Annotated in this window: 17 protein-coding genes and 1 other RNA gene; 11 read left to right on the plus strand and 7 right to left on the minus strand. The window is 55.5% G+C overall.

Features of this window, described 5'->3' with window-relative positions:
- Positions 1-106: 106 nt before the first annotated feature.
- From H6F57_RS14665 to psbA, 5 genes are all read left to right on the plus strand, one after another.
- Positions 107-1,597, plus strand: coding sequence for a carotenoid oxygenase family protein (locus H6F57_RS14665; protein ID WP_190627270.1), 1,491 nt, complete (start codon positions 107-109; stop codon positions 1,595-1,597).
- A 35-nt stretch (positions 1,598-1,632) separates the two neighbouring features.
- Complete coding sequence (locus H6F57_RS14670) at positions 1,633-2,079, plus strand: MarR family transcriptional regulator (RefSeq protein WP_190627272.1); 447 nt, start codon at positions 1,633-1,635, stop codon at positions 2,077-2,079.
- A 155-nt stretch (positions 2,080-2,234) separates the two neighbouring features.
- A complete protein-coding gene (locus H6F57_RS14675; protein WP_190627274.1) occupies positions 2,235-3,749 on the plus strand; it encodes an FAD-dependent oxidoreductase in 1,515 nt (504 codons plus the stop codon).
- Between the two features lie 95 nt (positions 3,750-3,844).
- Positions 3,845-4,192 carry a histidine triad nucleotide-binding protein gene (locus H6F57_RS14680; RefSeq protein WP_190627276.1) on the plus strand — a complete coding sequence of 116 codons (348 nt, stop codon included), beginning with the start codon at positions 3,845-3,847 and terminating at the stop codon, positions 4,190-4,192.
- Between the two features lie 277 nt (positions 4,193-4,469).
- Positions 4,470-5,555 carry a photosystem II q(b) protein gene (gene psbA / locus H6F57_RS14685; RefSeq protein ID WP_190795014.1) on the plus strand — a complete coding sequence of 362 codons (1,086 nt, stop codon included), beginning with the start codon at positions 4,470-4,472 and terminating at the stop codon, positions 5,553-5,555.
- A 96-nt stretch (positions 5,556-5,651) separates the two neighbouring features.
- Here the strand turns inward: psbA and H6F57_RS14690 are convergent, their stop codons facing one another.
- Entirely contained in the window at positions 5,652-6,086 is a 435-nt protein-coding gene (locus H6F57_RS14690) for a DUF29 domain-containing protein (protein WP_190627277.1), read from the minus strand.
- Between the two features lie 92 nt (positions 6,087-6,178).
- Between H6F57_RS14690 and H6F57_RS14695 the strand changes: the two genes are divergently transcribed.
- Both H6F57_RS14695 and H6F57_RS14700 read left to right on the plus strand, forming a co-directional pair.
- Positions 6,179-7,006 carry a hypothetical protein gene (locus H6F57_RS14695; RefSeq protein WP_190627279.1) on the plus strand — a complete coding sequence of 276 codons (828 nt, stop codon included), beginning with the start codon at positions 6,179-6,181 and terminating at the stop codon, positions 7,004-7,006.
- 85 nt (positions 7,007-7,091) lie between these two features.
- On the plus strand, positions 7,092-7,913 hold the full coding sequence (locus tag H6F57_RS14700) for a lysophospholipid acyltransferase family protein (RefSeq protein ID WP_199289716.1): 822 nt from the start codon (positions 7,092-7,094) through the stop codon (positions 7,911-7,913).
- A gap of 113 nt (positions 7,914-8,026) precedes the next feature.
- On the opposite strand, the gene H6F57_RS14705 is transcribed toward H6F57_RS14700, so the two are convergent.
- The 5 genes from H6F57_RS14705 to H6F57_RS14725 form a co-directional block, all read right to left on the minus strand.
- The gene (locus tag H6F57_RS14705; protein ID WP_190627283.1) at positions 8,027-8,359 is read right to left on the minus strand and encodes a DUF5615 family PIN-like protein; all 333 of its coding nucleotides are present in this window, start codon (positions 8,357-8,359) and stop codon (positions 8,027-8,029) included.
- Positions 8,356-8,586 (minus strand): DUF433 domain-containing protein, encoded by a 231-nt coding sequence (locus tag H6F57_RS14710; RefSeq protein ID WP_190627285.1) that lies wholly within the window; start codon positions 8,584-8,586, stop codon positions 8,356-8,358. Before H6F57_RS14710 ends, H6F57_RS14705 begins: the two co-directional genes overlap by 4 nt.
- A 126-nt stretch (positions 8,587-8,712) precedes the next feature.
- Complete coding sequence (dnaN, locus tag H6F57_RS14715; RefSeq protein WP_190627287.1) at positions 8,713-9,843, minus strand: DNA polymerase III subunit beta; 1,131 nt, start codon at positions 9,841-9,843, stop codon at positions 8,713-8,715.
- Positions 9,844-10,983: 1,140 nt separating this feature from the next.
- The gene (locus tag H6F57_RS14720) at positions 10,984-11,508 is read right to left on the minus strand and encodes a universal stress protein (RefSeq protein ID WP_190627289.1); all 525 of its coding nucleotides are present in this window, start codon (positions 11,506-11,508) and stop codon (positions 10,984-10,986) included.
- Positions 11,509-11,933: 425 nt separating this feature from the next.
- Positions 11,934-13,427, minus strand: coding sequence for an NAD(P)/FAD-dependent oxidoreductase (locus tag H6F57_RS14725; protein ID WP_190627291.1), 1,494 nt, complete (start codon positions 13,425-13,427; stop codon positions 11,934-11,936).
- A gap of 297 nt (positions 13,428-13,724) precedes the next feature.
- On the opposite strand from H6F57_RS14725, the gene H6F57_RS14730 reads away from it, so the two are divergent.
- Positions 13,725-15,251: a YifB family Mg chelatase-like AAA ATPase gene (locus tag H6F57_RS14730; RefSeq protein WP_190627294.1), complete on the plus strand. Its 1,527-nt coding sequence runs from the start codon at positions 13,725-13,727 to the stop codon at positions 15,249-15,251.
- A 6-nt stretch (positions 15,252-15,257) separates the two neighbouring features.
- Here the strand turns inward: H6F57_RS14730 and H6F57_RS14735 are convergent, their stop codons facing one another.
- Positions 15,258-15,848 (minus strand): HD domain-containing protein, encoded by a 591-nt coding sequence (locus H6F57_RS14735; protein ID WP_190627296.1) that lies wholly within the window; start codon positions 15,846-15,848, stop codon positions 15,258-15,260.
- 24 nt (positions 15,849-15,872) lie between these two features.
- Between H6F57_RS14735 and ffs the strand changes: the two genes are divergently transcribed.
- From ffs to H6F57_RS14750, 3 genes are all read left to right on the plus strand, one after another.
- An RNA gene (gene ffs, locus H6F57_RS14740) (signal recognition particle sRNA small type) lies at positions 15,873-15,969 on the plus strand.
- A 213-nt stretch (positions 15,970-16,182) separates the two neighbouring features.
- Positions 16,183-16,554: a hypothetical protein gene (locus H6F57_RS14745; RefSeq protein ID WP_190627297.1), complete on the plus strand. Its 372-nt coding sequence runs from the start codon at positions 16,183-16,185 to the stop codon at positions 16,552-16,554.
- Between the two features lie 4 nt (positions 16,555-16,558).
- Positions 16,559-17,089: a hypothetical protein gene (locus H6F57_RS14750; protein ID WP_190627299.1), complete on the plus strand. Its 531-nt coding sequence runs from the start codon at positions 16,559-16,561 to the stop codon at positions 17,087-17,089.
- Positions 17,090-17,095 lie beyond the last annotated feature (6 nt).

Below are 17,095 nucleotides of genomic sequence, written 5' to 3' on the forward strand. Positions count from 1 at the left end.
CCCTGTTGCATCGTTTCGCGAATGAACCCTAGAGTTTTCCACAGTTTTTTCCCCAGCTCTACCGCCTTATCTTCTCCATCTCCTTTACTTTTCTAACTACTCCACCATGACTGCGACCCAACCTCGTTCCACCGCCGCCACCTTCTCCGTCGAAGACTGGGGCAGCGGCTACCGCTCCCAACCCCATGAATACAGCTACTGGATTGACGATATTGAGGGCACCATCCCTACCGATCTAGAGGGCACTCTGTTTCGCAATGGCCCAGGCCTATTCGAGATCAATGGCCACCGCGTCAAGCACCCCTTCGATGGCGACGGCATGATCAGCAGCATCGCCATTCAGGACGGGCGGGCCTACTTTCGCAACCGCTTTGTGCGCACGGAGGGCTACGTAGCCGAGCAGCAGGCTCAAAAACCGCTCTATAAAGGCGTCTTTGGCACCCAAAAGCCCGGTGGCCCCTTGGCCAATGCCTTTGACCTCAAGCTTAAAAACATCGCCAACACCAACATAGTTTACTGGGCCGACAAGCTGCTGGCCCTGTGGGAAGCCGCCGAACCCCATCGGCTAGACCCCGCTACCCTCGACACCCTGGGATTGGACTACCTGAATGGCCTGATTGCCCCCGGCGGCTCCTTCACAGCCCATCCTAAAATTGACCCTGGCCACCACGGCGACCAGCGGCTGGTGGGTTTTTCAGTTAAAACCGGACTTTCCAGCACCATTACCCTCTACGAACTCGACGCCCAGGGCAATGCTCTCAGCCAGCACAGCCATAGTATTCCTGGCTTTGCTTTCATCCACGACTTTGCCCTTACCCCCAACTACGCCATCTTCTTCCAAAACCCGGTGAGCTTTGGGCCACTGCCCTTCTTGCTAGGTTTTAAAGGGGCCGCAGAGTGCATTAGCTTCAACCCCAAGCAGCCCACCAAAATTCTGCTGGTGCCCCGCAACGGTGATCCCATGCAGGTGATAGAGACCGACCCCTGCTTTGTGTTTCACCATGCCAATGCCTTTGAACAAGACGGCCAGGTGACCATCGACTCCGTTTGCTACGAAAATTTCCCGTCTTTAGACGGCAGCGACTACCTTGAGGTTGACTTTGACCATGTTCCGGCTGGGCAGCTCTGGCGCTTTACGGTGGATGTAGCAGCAGGTACCACCCAGGTCGACACGCTGGCTTCCCGCTGTGTGGAGTTTCCCACCCTGCACCCCGACGCTGTGGGTCGGCCCTACCAACATCTATTTATAGGAACAGCCCATGGGTCTGAGGGCAACGCACCGCTGCAAGCCCTGCTCAAGCTTGACACCCACACCGGTGAAACCCAGCTATGGAGCGCTGCCCCGCGCGGGTTTATGGGCGAGCCTTTGTTTGTGCCGCGTCCGCAGGGCCAGGGGGAAGATGACGGCTGGGTGCTGGTGTTGATGTATAACGCCGAGCGTCGCTGCTCTGACCTGGTGATTTTAGAGGGGCGCGCCATTGCCGCTGGCCCTGTGGCCCGGCTCAAGCTACCCCACCATGTGCCCTATGGCCTGCACGGCAACTTTGTGCCCCAGTACTTTGGCCCCGACCACAGCTCAGAGAATGCTCAAGGTTAGAATTAATCTAACTAGAACTGTAAGGGTTGCTGCTAATGGCCTCTGCTTCCCCTGCTAAAGCCGCCCAGGAGCCTTTTATTGCGGTGATGCGAGAGCTGGCGCGGGCCTACCAGGCGTTTTCGGCTTACTCCGACGCCCATGTGCGGCAGTTTAACCTGACTCCTGCCCAGTTTGATGTGATTGCTACCCTGGGTAACACCCAGGGCATGACCATGGGCGACATTGGCGAAAAAACGCTGATTACCAAGGGCACTCTGACCGGGGTGATCGATCGCCTAGTGCAGAAGCAGCTAGTTCAGCGATCGACCCCCGCAGACAATCGCCGCAGCGTCATTGTGCAGCTAACGCCCGAGGGAAACCGTGTCTTTGAGGACGTGTTTCCAGCCCATATTGCTCACCTCAAAGAGCGCTTTGATCATTTAGATGGGGACAATCTGGAGCAGTTGCGGGTGCTGCTAGTGCAGCTGCGGCAGGCGTTTTAGCGGTGGGTTGCTTATTCGTCATGCGCTTCCGATTATCTCGGCCGAAGGACAGGGTCATCTATTGAAAGGTGCAGTCTGATCCACACCTTGAGAATGAGGGATGTAACAGCGAAGTTTAAGAAGATCAGTAATCTCCCCAATCCAGGTTTTCTGCCATGACTCTCACCGGAAGGCATATTTCTTACTGGATTGATTCGACCTTGCCTTCTACCTACCCGGCCCTGAGTCAGGATGTAACGGTAGATGTTGCCATAGTGGGCGGTGGGCTAGCTGGGGTGATGACCGCCAAGCTGCTCAAGCAGGCTGGGAAGACCGTGGCGCTGATTGAGGCCGATCGCATCGGGCAAGGCACCTCGGGCCACACCACCGCCAAAGTATCTGCCCTACAACAGCTGATCTATGCGGATTTAATTGACCAGCACGGCACCGAGAAAGCCCAGCTCTACGGAGAGTCGAACCAGGCCGCGATCGCCTGCCTAGCCGAGTTAATCGCCGCTGAAAACATTGACTGCAACTTTGAACGTAAGGCTAATTACACCTTCGCCACCGATCAGGCCGGGCTAGAACAGATCAAAGACGAAGTCGAAGCCGCCTTGGCCATTGGACTACCGGCCAGATTTGTCGAGAGCGTAGACCTGCCACTATCGGTCACTGGAGCCATCATGCTGCCTGGGCAGGCGCAGTTTCACCCGCGCAAGTTCATGCTGGCGATCGCGGCCACCCTGCCCGGCAACGGTAGCCACGTCTTTGAGCAAACCCGAGTAGACACCGTCAAAGATGACGGCCCTGGCCGCGTAATCACCCAAAATGGGCCGACGGTCATCGCTCAAGACGTGGTAGTTGCCACCAACCCGTCCATTCTGGATATTGGGCTTTTCTTTGCCAAGAGCTATCCCCAGCGGTCTTACCTGGTTGGGGGGCACATCGACGCTAACCGTGCTCCCCAGGGCATGTACATTGGCGTCGGCGAAGGCTACCGCTCCATTCGCACCGCTCCTACAGACGACGGCGGGCTGCTGCTGCTGGTCGGCGGTGAGGGCCACAAAGTCGGCCAAGACGACGCCACCGACGAACGCTACCAGTGTTTAGAAGACTTTCTGCGCAACCACTTCGGGGTCGAACCCGCTTATCGCTGGTCAAGCCAAGACTATAAATCCTTCGACAAGCTGCCCTACATCGGCAAGCTCACCCTGGCCCATCAGCACACCTACGTCGCCACCGGGTTTAGCCTCTGGGGCATGACCAAGTCAGCGATCGCCGGCATGGTGCTGACAGACAGCATTTTGGGCCGTGAGAACCCCTGGGCAGATCTCTACGACGCCACCCGTCCGACGCCCTTGGTCACCAAGACCTCAGTTCAGCAAAATTTGGATGTTGGATCGCACTGGGTGGGCGATCGCTTCAAAGGCCTGTTTGACTCCACCGATAGCGTCACCTCTGGGGAAGGCAAACTTGTCACCCACAAAGGGGCCAAAGTTGCCGCCTACCGCGACGACAACGGTCAGCTGCACACCGTTTCTGCTGTGTGCCCCCACCTCGGCTGCATCGTCGCCTGGAACCAGGCCGAGAAAAGCTGGGATTGCCCCTGCCACGGCTCCCGCTTTAGCTGCGACGGCAAAATTCTCCACGCCCCCACCGTCAAACCGCTGGAGCAGAAAGTCTGTCATTAATCTCGGCGCATCGCCCCTGTGCCCTTGCTGAGGTGATGCGCCACCACTCCCAGGCCCGTGCGACAATAGCGGCGTCTTTTAGCCTAGATTTTCCCATGAGTGGCGACACTATCTTCAGCAAAATCATCCGCAAAGAGATTCCAGCCAATATCGTCTACGAAGATGATCTCTGCCTCGCATTTACCGACATCACGCCCCAAGCTCCTACCCACATTCTGGTTATCCCCAAAAAGCCCATCCCAAACTTGTCGGATGCAAGCACTGAAGATAAAGAACTGTTGGGCCATTTATTGCTAACTGTTAAGCAGGTGGCCGATCAGGCAGGTTTAACCGAGAACGGTTATCGAGTGGTCATCAACACCGGCAATGATGGTGGACAAACCGTTTTCCATCTGCACTTGCATCTGCTTGGTGGGTGTAGCCTAGATTGGCCACCGGGCTAAGTTAACGCTTATTCAAGTCCAGCAGTAGAAATTTGCCTTTGATGGCGTTACAACTTCGAGCTGGACTTGGACTATTTACTTTTGTGCAACGAAATAAACTTTCTTTTATCACGGTTTTCTCTAGAAAAGAGAAACTTTACACTGCATATGGATAGGTCACTCGACAAAGTCCAGATCGGGGCTTTAGCTTCCCGCAGATATTTTTTTACTTCTGGACTTGGATCTGTAGCGGCGCATCCATCATCCATTTTTCGTTGTTATTCATTGGACTCTTACTATGACTACTTCTCTTCGCGCCCGCGATAGTGCGGGCGCTTGGGAGCAGTTTTGTCAGTGGATTACCAGCACCGAGAACCGCCTGTATGTGGGCTGGTTCGGCGTACTGATGATCCCCACGCTGCTTGCTGCCACCACCTGTTTCATCATTGCGTTTATCGCTGCCCCTGCAGTTGATATTGACGGCATCCGTGAGCCCGTAGCTGGCTCTCTGATGTACGGCAACAACATCATCTCTGGTGCGGTTGTGCCTTCCTCTAACGCTATCGGTCTGCACTTCTACCCCATCTGGGAAGCCGCTTCCCTCGATGAGTGGCTGTACAACGGTGGCCCTTACCAGCTAATCATTTTCCACTTCCTCATCGGCGTCTTCTGCTACATGGGTCGCCAGTGGGAACTCTCCTACCGTCTGGGCATGCGCCCCTGGATCTGCGTCGCTTACAGCGCTCCTGTGTCTGCTGCAACCGCTGTGTTCCTCATCTACCCTCTGGGTCAAGGCTCCTTCTCTGACGGCATGCCTCTGGGTATCTCTGGTACCTTCAACTTCATGCTGGTGTTCCAAGCTGAGCACAACATCTTGATGCACCCCTTCCACATGTTGGGTGTAGCGGGTGTGTTCGGTGGCTCCCTGTTCTCCGCCATGCACGGTTCGCTTGTGACCTCGTCTCTGGTGCGTGAGACCACCGAGACCGAGTCTCAGAACTACGGCTACAAGTTTGGCCAAGAAGAAGAGACCTACAACATCGTGGCGGCCCACGGCTACTTCGGTCGTCTCATTTTCCAATACGCCAGCTTCAACAACAGCCGCAGCCTGCACTTCTTCTTGGGTGCGTGGCCTGTGATTGGTATCTGGTTCACCTCCCTGGGCATCAGCACCATGGCGTTCAACCTGAACGGGTTCAACTTCAACCAGTCGATTCTGGACTCACAGGGTCGCGTGATTGGCACATGGGCGGATGTGATCAACCGGGCGAACCTGGGTATGGAAGTGATGCACGAGCGCAATGCTCACAACTTCCCCCTCGACCTGGCTTCTGCCGGTGAGGCTACCCCCGTTGCACTACAGGCTCCTGTAATCAACGGTTAGGTTACGAATTTGGGTGGGGTTAGCGCCTCGCCTATCCTGTGAACAGGTCGAATGAAGGTATGAAACGCCCCAGAACTCTGGGGCGTTTTTTGTTGGCTAGGGGCTGGGAAAAAAGGCTTGGTCGAGAATTTGGGCCAGGGTATAGGGGCAGTCTGCGGAAAAAGTGCTGTAGTCGAGACCGGTTTCTTGCACGGCTAGGTCTTGGCCAAGCTGATAGGCGATCGCAAGCGCTTCTGCTAAATATGGCTTTAGGCTGGGGTTATCGCTCAACACTAGCTGAACCTGAGTACGCTGCTCCCGAATGGTGGCCCGCCAGCTATTGCCCCGTTGCTCTGGTTGGTATTGCCACTTCAGCAGATGCCCCAACAGCACACTTAGTCGATTTCTCAGTTCTTGCCGTTCCCGCCGTCCCAAGTCTTGCAGTTCCTCTACGAGATGGGGTAGATCGAGCTTTTCCCAAAGGTTTTGCTCTAGCAGCTTGGTTTGCTGCTGAGTCCAAGCGTAGAAATCTGTCTCATAAAGGCTGGCCATAGCATGTGCCTGTATTGCAAGCCGAACTTTCGCAAGTTGAACTATAGCTCATCATAAAAGAAGCGACCCAGGATAGTTGGGGTGGTTCACAGATGTCACAGTTCCCGCCTCGTATTCACATTCTGTTGGCCCGCCAGGCACCCGTTGGCTTAGTGATCCGCAGGGGGCCATCGAAGAGCGTGGCGACTATGCTTTGGGATCGCGATCGCGACACCTTCCACCTCGGCCAATGGCTCAAAGGGCGCATCTATGAGCGCCGCAGCGATATCTCACCCGACGGCAAACATGTCATCTACTTCGCTATGAACGGTAAATGGCAATCGGAGTCGCGAGGGTCGTGGACAGCAATTTCGCGAGTGCCGTATTTGAAGGCGATCGCATTTTTCCCGAAGGGTGACTGCTGGCATGGCGGGGGCCTATGGACTGGGAAGACAAAATACTGGCTGAATGACGGCTACGGCCACGCACAGTTGCACAACACATCATCTCTGCAACGAGACATCCAGTACCAACCCGAGGGTGGCTGCGGTGGCGAGTGCTTGAGCGTGTATTACCCCCGCCTGCTACGAGATGGCTGGACCTGGATTGATCGCATCAAGGTTAGACAGTGGCAGGACAAAGACATTTTTGAGAAGCCCATCGGTCAGGGCTGGACGCTGCGCAAGATTGCCCACGCAGAAGTTGGTGCCCCAGTGGGCAAGGGCTGCTATTGGGATGAGCATGAACTAATTGGCCCTGACTCAGCCACAGCCATGGCCTGCCCCACCTGGGAATGGGCCGAGATGGACAATCAACGGCTGGTTTGGGCGGCTGCGGGCAAGCTTTACGCCGCCCAAGTCCGCAAAGACGGACTGACCAATGAAACTGTGTTATTTGACTTTAATGACATGGTATTTGAAGCCATCGAGGCTCCGTACTAGTTCTAGATAGCGTTTAGTAATACAATGCATTCGCCTAGATACGGACAGGAAATACCGATAAATGAGGAATTACGGCTTTAAGGCGATGCAAAAACCAGGCTGGTCGTTGGATCGTCGCGATCCTCAGTTTATTGAAGCCTTTCAGCCGGTTTGGGCTTGGCTATACGAGCATTACTTTCGCGTTCAGACCCAAGGATGGGAGCGGATCCCTGAGGGCCAGGTAATGCTGGTGGGATCCCACAATGGTGGGTTAGGGGCACCCGACATGTTTATGATGGTCTACGACTGGGTGCGGCGCTTTGGTGCCGATCGCCTCGTCTACGGTCTGATGCACCCCAAGGTGTGGCAGGCCTGCCCACCTGTGGCTAGTCTAGCCGAACGGGCTGGGGCGATCGCCGCCCACCCCAAAACAACCTTAGCCGCCCTCGATCGCGGTGCCAGCATTTTGGTGTATCCCGGCGGGGCGCAGGATGTCTTTCGTCCGTTTTATCAGCGCGATCAGATTCGGCTGGGCGATCGCAAAGGGTTTGTCAAAATTGCCATTCAGCGCCATATTCCCATCGTGCCTGTGGTCTCCTGGGGTGCCCACGAAACGCTGCTGGTGCTAACCGACATCTACCCGCTCGTAGAACGCCTCCACGAGTTGGGCATGCCCTGGCTGCTGGGCATCGATCCGGAGGTGTTCCCTGTGTATCTGGGGCTGCCTTGGGGCATTGCGTTTGGACCGCTGCCCAATATTCCCTGGCCCCGGCCCATAGCCACCCATGTTGGCGCACCGATCTACTTTGAGCGCTATGGAGCAGAGGCGGCGCGCGATCGCACCTACGTAGATGCCTGCTACTGGCAGGTTCACCATAAAATGCAGCACGATCTTAACTACCTAATTGGTAAGCACAGCGGCGAGTGAGGGCAAACGCCCAGGCGTTGGTAGAAAGGTCTGCTGACAGCGCAAGTAAGGGGCGCTGTGCGATGGGTGGGCCTTGGAGCAGTTGCCTACCATCCCCCGATAAGATTGAGAAATTAATGTAGTTCCAAGCGGTGCAATTCGGTCTCATTCAAAAGTGATTGAATTGCTTGCTCTCCAGAGCGAAGTAACGCTTCAATTCGGCTGGTTGGCGCGTTTCCACATCGCAACCACACCACTTTAGGAGGAGCCCCATACAGCCGGCTCCTCTCTAGAAAATCAGCATCCTTGGTCACAATACAGAAATCGTTGAGTTTAGCAAAATCCCAAATTTCGGTATCTGTCTTCTCGGCAAGACCCTTAAGCTGCACATGGCTAGCTTCCGGAAAAATATCAGCTAATCGATTCACCAGCTTTCGACTTAGGTTTTGGTCAAACAGCAGTTTCAAGCAGCACTCACTGAAGCAACTAAGCGATGATCACGGTCAGCCGCAAACTCCAAACAGGCCCTAATATCGGTTTCCGTTAGCTCTGGGAAGTCATCAATGATTTCAGCAGTCGACATACCAGCGGCTAACCAACCCAACACGTCGTAAACCGTAATCCGCATCTGGCGAATGCAGGGTCTGCCGCCGCGCTTATCGGGCTCGATTGTAATGATCTCGCGATAGCTCATATGCGGGTAAGGTGCTTGTGTACGCTCAAGTCTAGAGTAGACCAACACCTTGCAGCAAAGACGAGCAGCCATTAGACAGTTCAACCGAAGAGGTTGCCAATCGCTTTAAAGCCTCGTCGCGACAATCTACCCCCGAATTTGCACAGGCATCACTAGATAGGTAATCTTAGTTTCCCCCAGAGGCACAAACACCGCTGGGCTAGTCGCCGCATTGCACTGCATTTGCACCTCGGTGGTGTCAAACGCTTTTAGCCCATCCAGCAGATAGCGCACGTTAAAGGCAATATCTAGCTCATCCCCGCTCACCTGAGCGGGCAGTTCTTCGTGCCCGCTGCCGACTTCTTGAGCTTCAACCGAGAGGGCGATGCTCTGATCGCCGGGGTTGAGGGTAATTTTGATGATGTCGTTCTTCTGGCTAGCCAGCACAGCAATGCGTTCCAGGCTGGCCATCAACCCTTTGCGATCGACTGTCACCTGGCGGGCAAACTGCTTCGGCAGCAGCTGCCGGTAATTGGGATACTGCCCTTCGAGCAAACGGGTAGTGAGGCGCTGTGCTCCCAGATCAAACAGCACCTGGGTTTCATCGAGCCGCAGGGCTACCGGCTCATTAGAGGTGTAGCCCTGAATCATGCGCTCTAGCTCACGCAGCGCCTTGGCAGGCACGGTGACATCCATCACTGGGGTATCGGTGGCTGATTCGTCGGTGGTTTGCACCACAGATAGGCGGTGGCCATCGGTGGCGGCAAACTCTAGGGCATCAGTTGCAGAGAGCAAATGCACGCCGGTAAGCACCTGCTTGGTTTCGTCGCTGCTGGTGGCAAAAAGCGAGCCGCGTAGGCCACTGAGCAGTGCATCAGCAGAGAGCGAAATCGCTTCGCCATCTTCTACTGTGGGCAGAGAAGGGTAGTCTTCGGCACTTAGGCCTCGTACCTCGTAGCGGCCAGAGGACGAGGTGAGGGTAACAGTAGTGCTATCGCCCTCAGACTCTAGGGTGATGTCTTCGTTTGCCAAGCGAGAAACGATATCGCCCCAGAGCTTAGAGGGCAGGGTGAGTGTGCCGGGTTCTTCGACCTGAGCGCTAAAGCGGCTTTCAATGCCCAGCACTTCGTCAAAGCCCACCAGGGTAACCGACTGGCTCTCAATATCGGCCTTGACCAAAATGTTGGCTAGCACAGGGCGGCTAGGGCGAGACGACACCGCGCGGCTCACCGACGACAGCTGGGCACTCAGCTCGTTCTGGGGGCAGATAAACTTCATGGCAACGGGAAAAAAGAAACGCAACTGGAGCAGAATTCCACCTTCGCAGATGCATTTGCAAGGGTGGGCTGGATTCCGTACTAGCAGTATCTCACCTTTGCAATGGATTCCCGGTTAAACCGTTCTTTTTACAGAATTTTGAAGGGCTGGATCCCTTTACCTGAGAGCTTTATAGCGTTTTTGAAAGCAGATACTTTTCGATTGGGCGTTCATCCTACCACCCTTTTTTGTTCCCCTCAACGCTGCCCCTGTTAAGTAAGGTCTGCCTTCCGGAAGAAGAAAATTTAAAAGATAGTCGTAGTAGTAGAGCCTGTGAAAACTGTGGATAACCCTTGAAGAGTCTGACAACTATAGGCTGCGCTGCTAACTCCGCTGGGGAAAACACCTGGAAAAAGATCTGAGGTTTCCACACCTTTGGAAGCCACTGCACCAACGTTCCCCTAGAACGAGAGGTTATCCCCTTTAAAGACAGGGTTTTCCACAGTTTTTCCGCTGTTTTCCCCAGGGAGATTGGAAAAAAAGATCACGAATTGTTACATTTCCTTCAATCTACGGCTTGTTTGGGATCCCAAACAGTGCTTTGAGGTAATCGTACACCTTTCGTCTAGATTTTGGAAGAGACTTTTTGCTAAATGGGATCCCAAACAGCTGATTTATGACAATCCTACACCTTTTGTCCAGATCTTGGGAGATCTTCTTGGCTGATGGGATCCCAAACAGCTGATTTGTAACAATCCTACACCTTTCGTCTAGATTTTGGAAGAGACTTTTTGCTAAATGGGATCCCAAACAGCTGATTTATGACAATCCTACACCTTTTGCCTGGATATTAGAAGAGCTTTTTTGCTAAATGGGATCCCGAACAGCTGATTTAAGGTAATCCTACACCTTTTGTCAGTGTTAGAAGAGCTTTTTTGCCAGATGGGATCCCGAACAGCTGATTTAAGGTAATCCTACACCTTTTGTCAGTGTTAGAAGAGCTTTTTTGCCAGATGGGATCCCAAACAGTTGCTAAGACAGTTTTGTATGAGCACCTTGGATAGAAGGAAATCGTTTGTCCCTGTTAAGGGCACACGGATATACGTCCAGAGGACTCGCGATGTCTGTGTGGGATACCTTCCTACTGCGGAAAAATTTAAATTAGGCGACGCCTGCGGTGACAGGTGTTTGGGTGGGGCTGAGGATTGCGGTTTTCATCACCAGTACAGAGCAGGTGGCGCGGTGCATGACGTGGTTGCTGACGCTGCCGAGCACCAGTTCTGACAAGCCGGTGCGGCCCCGGTTGCCGATGAGGATCAGGTCGGCTCCCCATTCTTGAGCGGCTTTGCAGATGACGATCGCTGGGGTGCCAATCAACTGCCGAAACTCGGTTGGGACTCCCGCCGTATTGGCGGTGGCGGCATAGCGACGCAGGCGATCGAGGCTCTCATGTTCATAGCGCGTCCAGGCTTGTCGCCAGGCCTCTAGGTCAAGCTCAGTGCCGGGAGCCCAGTAGATATTGTTGAGCTGAGCCGACATGGGCAGGGGGCTGCTTTCTTCTTGATTGGACAGGCTGTGCACCAGCAGGAGTGCGCCATCGGTGGCCTGGGCTAGCTCAAGGGCTTGGTCAAATAAGGCGTCGCTGGCAGGGCTGTTGTCTAGGGCTACTAAGATCTTGCTGTACATGGGGTATCCTCCCGATAACTGAAGCGGATTGGGGGTGGAGCGAGGCGACCTAGGACAGCGGTCAATGGTGCTCTAGACGGGGTGTTAGCCAGCAGAGAAAGAGCACTAGCGCCAGGGCACCAAGTTCGGTGGCGAAATATAATGTGTCGTGGTAGGTCAGAGCTAGGAATAGCATGGGCCGATCCTCCCGGTGCCCGGCACCTTTAGGGAAGGTTCTTGGCAACCGATGCCCTTAATTCCATTGTCCTGCGGGGTCTTAGGATGTGCGAAGGACCGCAACGAAGCTTGATGTGCGATCGCATTTCATTACCTTCCGCCAGAGAAATGGGGGCTGCAAGTTGTGAGTGTTGAGGTTTAAGTTTTGGGTTCTCTCGGTCAAGCGCCAATTCAAAACTCAAAATTCAAAACTTAGAACTCCCTGCCTTCTAGCCTGGTACAGATGCCTCAAACGCCCGCCCATCTTCGCGGCAGATTTCAAAGATCATGTTGCGACCCGACAGCGCCACGATGGGCAGGCTGCCACCCGGCTCGGTCCACTGGCTGACCATGTAGAAGTTGTCTAAGCCGGGCAGACGTTTGGGCACACCTTTAATCATTAGCGGCAGAGTATCTTTGGTGAGCAGCCAACCGCAGCTGGCACCCTGCCAGTTGCCGGTCAATTTTTCGTAGCTGACAGGGGTAATGACATCCATATACTCGATAGCCGATCGCAGTCCGGGATAGAACTCTTCCATGCGATCGATCAAACGCTCGGCTTGTAGAGGGGCGTCGTCGCGGCCTTGCCAATCGCTGTAGTGGGTGGTGACCATCAGACTCACAATCGATTTGCCAGCAGGGGCCAGGGATGGATCAAAGCAATAGTGTTTGACGCCAATTTCGGCGTGGGGCTGGTTGGCGATCGCGATCGGCTCCTCTAGCAAATGCGTCACCCAGTGGGGCCGGTGCGAAAAATCCATATCTACCCCCAGCGACACCTGAAACTGGGAATGCAGTGGCAGGTGCCCGTCGTAGAGCTTCTCAACTCTGCGGTTGACGTACTCACCCTTGAGCAGGTCAAAGATCGTGCGGCGACCGTCGCAGGCAGAGATCACGCGGGCTGCTCGGTGCTCGTTGCCGTTGGTCAGGCGTACCCCTACGGCCTGGTCATGCTCCACCAGCACGCGCTCTACGGGTGTTGCGTAATGGATTTCGCCGCCTAGCTCTAGGTAGCGCTGCTCGATCGCACGGGAAAATGCGATCGCCCCCCCGACCGGCGAGCCCGCGTTGCCGTTATCTAAATAGGCCAGCAGCGACATGCCCACCATCACTGGCACATCGGGCCAGGCAAACATGTGGGGCATCGCCGATCGCAGAAAGGGATTTTTTGCCTGTCCTGCCAGGTCGCTCAGCGACAGCTGACTCCACTTGCCCAGCACCCCCATAAACGGCAGCACCTGCTTGCCCAACCGCGCCCAGTCTGCCGCCGTCATCAGCGACTTGGGCTTTTGCTGCAACATCGACAGGTCGAAGTTCTTAAAGGTGCGCACCCCCTTGCAGAAGCCCTCGATCAGCTTGGCATCTTCAGGGGCCAGAGCCAGCAAGTGCGCTTGCAGTTCGTCGGGCTGGCTATGCACCCGCAGCACCTCCCCCTGGGAGCCGTGGATCTGCATGAACTCCGCCTGGTTGGTAAACTCGATGCCCTCAAAAGCACCCAGCTCGCGCCACAGCTCGTAGAAGGGCTGTCCCTCCCCCGTGCCAAAGATGTAGTGAATGCCAGCGCCAAAGGTGTAGCCCTGGCGCGTCCATGCCGTACAGAGCCCTCCCGGCTGGTCGTGGGCCTCAACAATGACGCTGCGGTAGCCATTCATTTGGGCGTAGCACCCGGCGGCCAGCCCCGAAATGCCAGCGCCAATGATGATGATGTCTGCGGTGGGGGCCATAGGGTGAAAGAAAGAAGAATAAAGATTGAACTGGGGAAGAGCTTGATGAACTGAAGTTTTGAAACGCTTGAGGAGCCTAATCGATGCTTTGCTTGCACCTATAGATAGATGGTGAGAAGCGATCGCTACCTAACGCTAGATCGCAACGGTGAACAGCCGGCCAGGCTTCAGAATTTTTGAGGAAATCAAGCTTTCGCTCTGCGCTAAATGGCTGGATTGAATGGGGTGCGATCGCCCCACACCCGAGTTTGCCCGTTTGACTGGGCACCCTAAAGGCCAAATCAAGGAAATTGCATCATGCTAGCAAGGGTTTGGAGCGCGGCACTGGTGGGCATCGATGCCCTCAAAGTTGGGGTCGAAGTCGATATTTCTGGTGGTCTGCCCGGTGTGGTCGTCGTGGGCCTGCCCGATACCGCCGTGCAAGAATCCCGCGAGCGGGTTAAGGCCGCGCTCAAGAATGCTGGCTTTCCCTTCCCCATGCGCAAGGTGGTGATCAACCTCACCCCCGCCGACCTGCGCAAAGAAGGCCCCATTTTTGACCTGCCCATCAGCGTGGGCATTCTCGCCGCCTCTGAACAGGTGAATACTGACGCCCTCAACGACCTGCTGTTCTTAGGGGAAGTCTCCCTCGACGGCAGCCTACGGGCGGTGGCTGGCGTACTGCCGATCGCAGCAGCAGCGCAAAAACTCGGCATTCGCGGTCTGGTGGTGCCCACCGACAACGGACGCGAGGCCGCTGTGGTGCCAGGACTCACAGTCTATAGCTTCAGCCACCTGTCCGAGGTAGCCGATTTTCTCAACAATCCATCGAGCCACAATCCCGTGGTGGTCGATACCAAACTGGCGATGAACTCCGCTCCAGACGCGCTGGATTTGCGAGATGTCAAAGGCCAAGCCCAGGCCCGCCGTGCCCTGGAGATTGCTGCGGCGGGTGGCCATAACTTGGTTTTTGTCGGCCCACCAGGCAGCGGTAAGACTATGCTGGCCCGTCGTTTACCCTCGATTCTGCCGCCGCTGCAATTTGAAGAAGCCCTAGATGTGACACAGATTCACTCTGTGGCGGGTCTGCTAAAGGAGAAAGGAACACTGGTGAATACGCGCCCCTTTCGCAGTCCTCACCACTCTGCCTCTGGTCCCTCATTAGTCGGCGGCGGCAGCTACCCCAAGCCAGGGGAAATCTCTCTGGCCCACCGAGGCATCCTTTTCCTGGATGAACTGACAGAATTTAAGCGCGACGTGCTGGAGTACTTACGCCAGCCTCTTGAGGATGGCTACGTCACCATTACCCGCACCCGCCAGTCTGTCGTCTTCCCCGCTCAGTTCACCCTGATTGCCAGCACCAACCCCTGTCCCTGCGGTTTCTACGGTGACTCGGTGCAGCCCTGCACCTGTAGCCCCCGCAGCCGCGAAAACTACTGGTCGCGCCTCTCAGGTCCCCTGATGGATCGGATTGATTTGCAGGTGGTGGTCAGCCGCATCAAGCCTGAAGAGATGACTCAGCACCAGCCGGGGGAGGCCTCAGAACCGGTGCGCGATCGCGTCCAAGCCGCCCGGCAACGCGCCCACGATCGCTTCAAAACTGAACCTGGCTTGCAGTGTAACGCCGACATGCAGAGCCGTCACCTCAAGCATTGGTGCCCGCTGGATGACACCAGCAAAACTCTGCTAGAGGGAGCCGTGCGCAAACTAGGGCTGTCGGCTCGCGCCATGGATCGCATTCTCAAAGTCGGCCGCACCATCGCTGATTTGGATGGCGCTGAGCACCTGCAAACCCACCACATTGCCGAAGCGATTCAGTACCGCACTATCGATCGCATGCAATGAAGTCATCTATGGCTTGAGATACCCCTTCGCTACAGACTCTTCAATCACCTCCAGCACGAAGGGCCATAGCTCTGGAGCACCTTTTTCTACCGGGGCCATACGCTGCATCACCTGGGCCTGGCAAATGCCGTGCTGCCTCCAGGTGCCGCCGCCGGTTTGCCAGTTGTGCAGCAGGGGTTGAATTCGATCGAGCGAGGCTGCAAAGCGGGCGGTGGGGCTGGCTTGGGCCTCAAACTCGTCCCACAGCTGGCGGAGATCTTGAGCGATCGCCTCGGGCAGCAGACCAAAGATGCGATCGGCGGCCCGCTGCTCACGCTCACCCTTGTCGTCATGCCCAGCGGCGTCATAACAGAAGGTATCGCCCGCATCGATTTCTACCAAGTCGTGAACAAGCACCTGGTGAATTGCCCGCTGCATATCTACCTCGGCGGGAGCGTATTCTGCCAGCACCAGGGCCATCATCGCCAGGTGCCAGGAATGCTCGGCACTGTTCTCGCGGCGGGAGGCATCCATCAGCTGGGTTTGACGCAAAACCTGCTTGAGCCGGTCGATTTCGACCACAAAAGCAATTTGTTGCTGGAGTCGTTGGCTGGTCATAGAGGCAAGTGTTATAATGGAGGGGACTCGGACCCATGCGGTCGCAACGCCCAAATCATGTCAGGACCGGAAGGTAGCAGCATTACGGGATGCTTGTGACAGGCGTGGACTCCGGGTCTTTTAGTTTGGCGCTTAAGTGGGACTTCGCTACACCATTTAAGCCGCTAGAGTAACGTAAGATTTCTGACTGTCCTCAATTTTGCTAGTTTTGCTTAGCCTGGGGCTAGGGGGGTGGGGTTTTCCGCCTTAGCCGGTGTGCCATTGCCCCTGGTCATTGGGCCAGCATCTTCTCTAAGCTGGCAATGTATACAGAGCAATGGGGAGGCTGCCAACTATGGCCAGTTTTGGAGATTTGGTGAAAAAGGCGTTTTATCTGGGAGTTGGGGTCGCTTCCTACGCAGGTGAGAAGGCGGGTGACACCCTCAAAGATTTGCGCGAGCAGACCCAGGGTATCGTCAATGAACTGGTGGCGCGAGGCGAGATCACGGCTGAGGAGGCCCAGCGCCTGGTAAATGAGATGGTCAACCGCGCCCAAGATGCGGCAGTTTCTCCCCCTGAAAACCTACCGCAGCCCCGACCCATTGAAATTTTGGACGACGATGCCCCTGTGGCTAACACTACGGAGGCCCAAACAGCCGCCCTGCGTGAGCAGGTAGCTACTCTGCGCCAAGAATTAGAAACTCTGAAACAAAAGTCGAGCAACTAGCCCCATGGATGACTGGTCTAAGCAATTGTTTGATGCCTTTGGCAATGCCGTGCAGGATTTTACCCAGCAGGTCTCTGAGGATACAGAGCGTTGGCTCGATAACCTGGTTGAACAGCTGGCTAGTGCTTCCGACGCTCTAGTGCAGAAGACGGATCAGTGGGCTGAGCAGGTGCAAGAAGCCATTGACCCTGAAATCGATCGCATTGCAGTCGAGTTCAACCATGTAGTAGAGCCGCTTCGAGTGACGGTCAATGCTGAAATTGACGATGTGGCTGATGAGCTCAACGAAATTTTAGGGCCACTGTTGGCGGGGCTCTCAGGCATTGACCAGTGGTTTGAAGAGGTCTCAGGCCCTTTCAACAGCACTGTGGAACCCCTGCTGCAAAACTATCCGGCCTGTGTAGGCTGTCGTAATTTCTGCGGCCAGTCCTACGGCGGCAATACGTTGGTGTGCGCTATGCACCCCTATGGCCCCGAAGAAGAACGTCAATGCTCCGACTGGGAAGCTGTCTGGCCGCAAACCAAGGATCAATAGACAGTA

This window comes from Leptolyngbya sp. FACHB-60 (genome assembly GCF_014695775.1).
Taxonomy (GTDB): Bacteria; Cyanobacteriota; Cyanobacteriia; order Phormidesmidales; family Phormidesmidaceae; genus Nodosilinea.

Coding starts and splice junctions, on each gene's coding strand:
- H6F57_RS14665 (WP_190627270.1), top strand. CDS start 107: ATGACTGCGACCCAACCTCGTTCCACCGCCGCCACCTTCTCCGTCGAA.
- H6F57_RS14670 (WP_190627272.1), top strand. CDS start 1,633: ATGGCCTCTGCTTCCCCTGCTAAAGCCGCCCAGGAGCCTTTTATTGCG.
- H6F57_RS14675 (WP_190627274.1), top strand. CDS start 2,235: ATGACTCTCACCGGAAGGCATATTTCTTACTGGATTGATTCGACCTTG.
- H6F57_RS14680 (WP_190627276.1), top strand. CDS start 3,845: ATGAGTGGCGACACTATCTTCAGCAAAATCATCCGCAAAGAGATTCCA.
- psbA (WP_190795014.1), top strand. CDS start 4,470: ATGACTACTTCTCTTCGCGCCCGCGATAGTGCGGGCGCTTGGGAGCAG.
- H6F57_RS14690 (WP_190627277.1), bottom strand. CDS start 6,086: ATGGCCAGCCTTTATGAGACAGATTTCTACGCTTGGACTCAGCAGCAA.
- H6F57_RS14695 (WP_190627279.1), top strand. CDS start 6,179: ATGTCACAGTTCCCGCCTCGTATTCACATTCTGTTGGCCCGCCAGGCA.
- H6F57_RS14700 (WP_199289716.1), top strand. CDS start 7,092: ATGCAAAAACCAGGCTGGTCGTTGGATCGTCGCGATCCTCAGTTTATT.
- H6F57_RS14710 (WP_190627285.1), bottom strand. CDS start 8,586: ATGAGCTATCGCGAGATCATTACAATCGAGCCCGATAAGCGCGGCGGC.
- dnaN (WP_190627287.1), bottom strand. CDS start 9,843: ATGAAGTTTATCTGCCCCCAGAACGAGCTGAGTGCCCAGCTGTCGTCG.
- H6F57_RS14720 (WP_190627289.1), bottom strand. CDS start 11,508: ATGTACAGCAAGATCTTAGTAGCCCTAGACAACAGCCCTGCCAGCGAC.
- H6F57_RS14725 (WP_190627291.1), bottom strand. CDS start 13,427: ATGGCCCCCACCGCAGACATCATCATCATTGGCGCTGGCATTTCGGGG.
- H6F57_RS14730 (WP_190627294.1), top strand. CDS start 13,725: ATGCTAGCAAGGGTTTGGAGCGCGGCACTGGTGGGCATCGATGCCCTC.
- H6F57_RS14735 (WP_190627296.1), bottom strand. CDS start 15,848: ATGACCAGCCAACGACTCCAGCAACAAATTGCTTTTGTGGTCGAAATC.
- H6F57_RS14745 (WP_190627297.1), top strand. CDS start 16,183: ATGGCCAGTTTTGGAGATTTGGTGAAAAAGGCGTTTTATCTGGGAGTT.
- H6F57_RS14750 (WP_190627299.1), top strand. CDS start 16,559: ATGGATGACTGGTCTAAGCAATTGTTTGATGCCTTTGGCAATGCCGTG.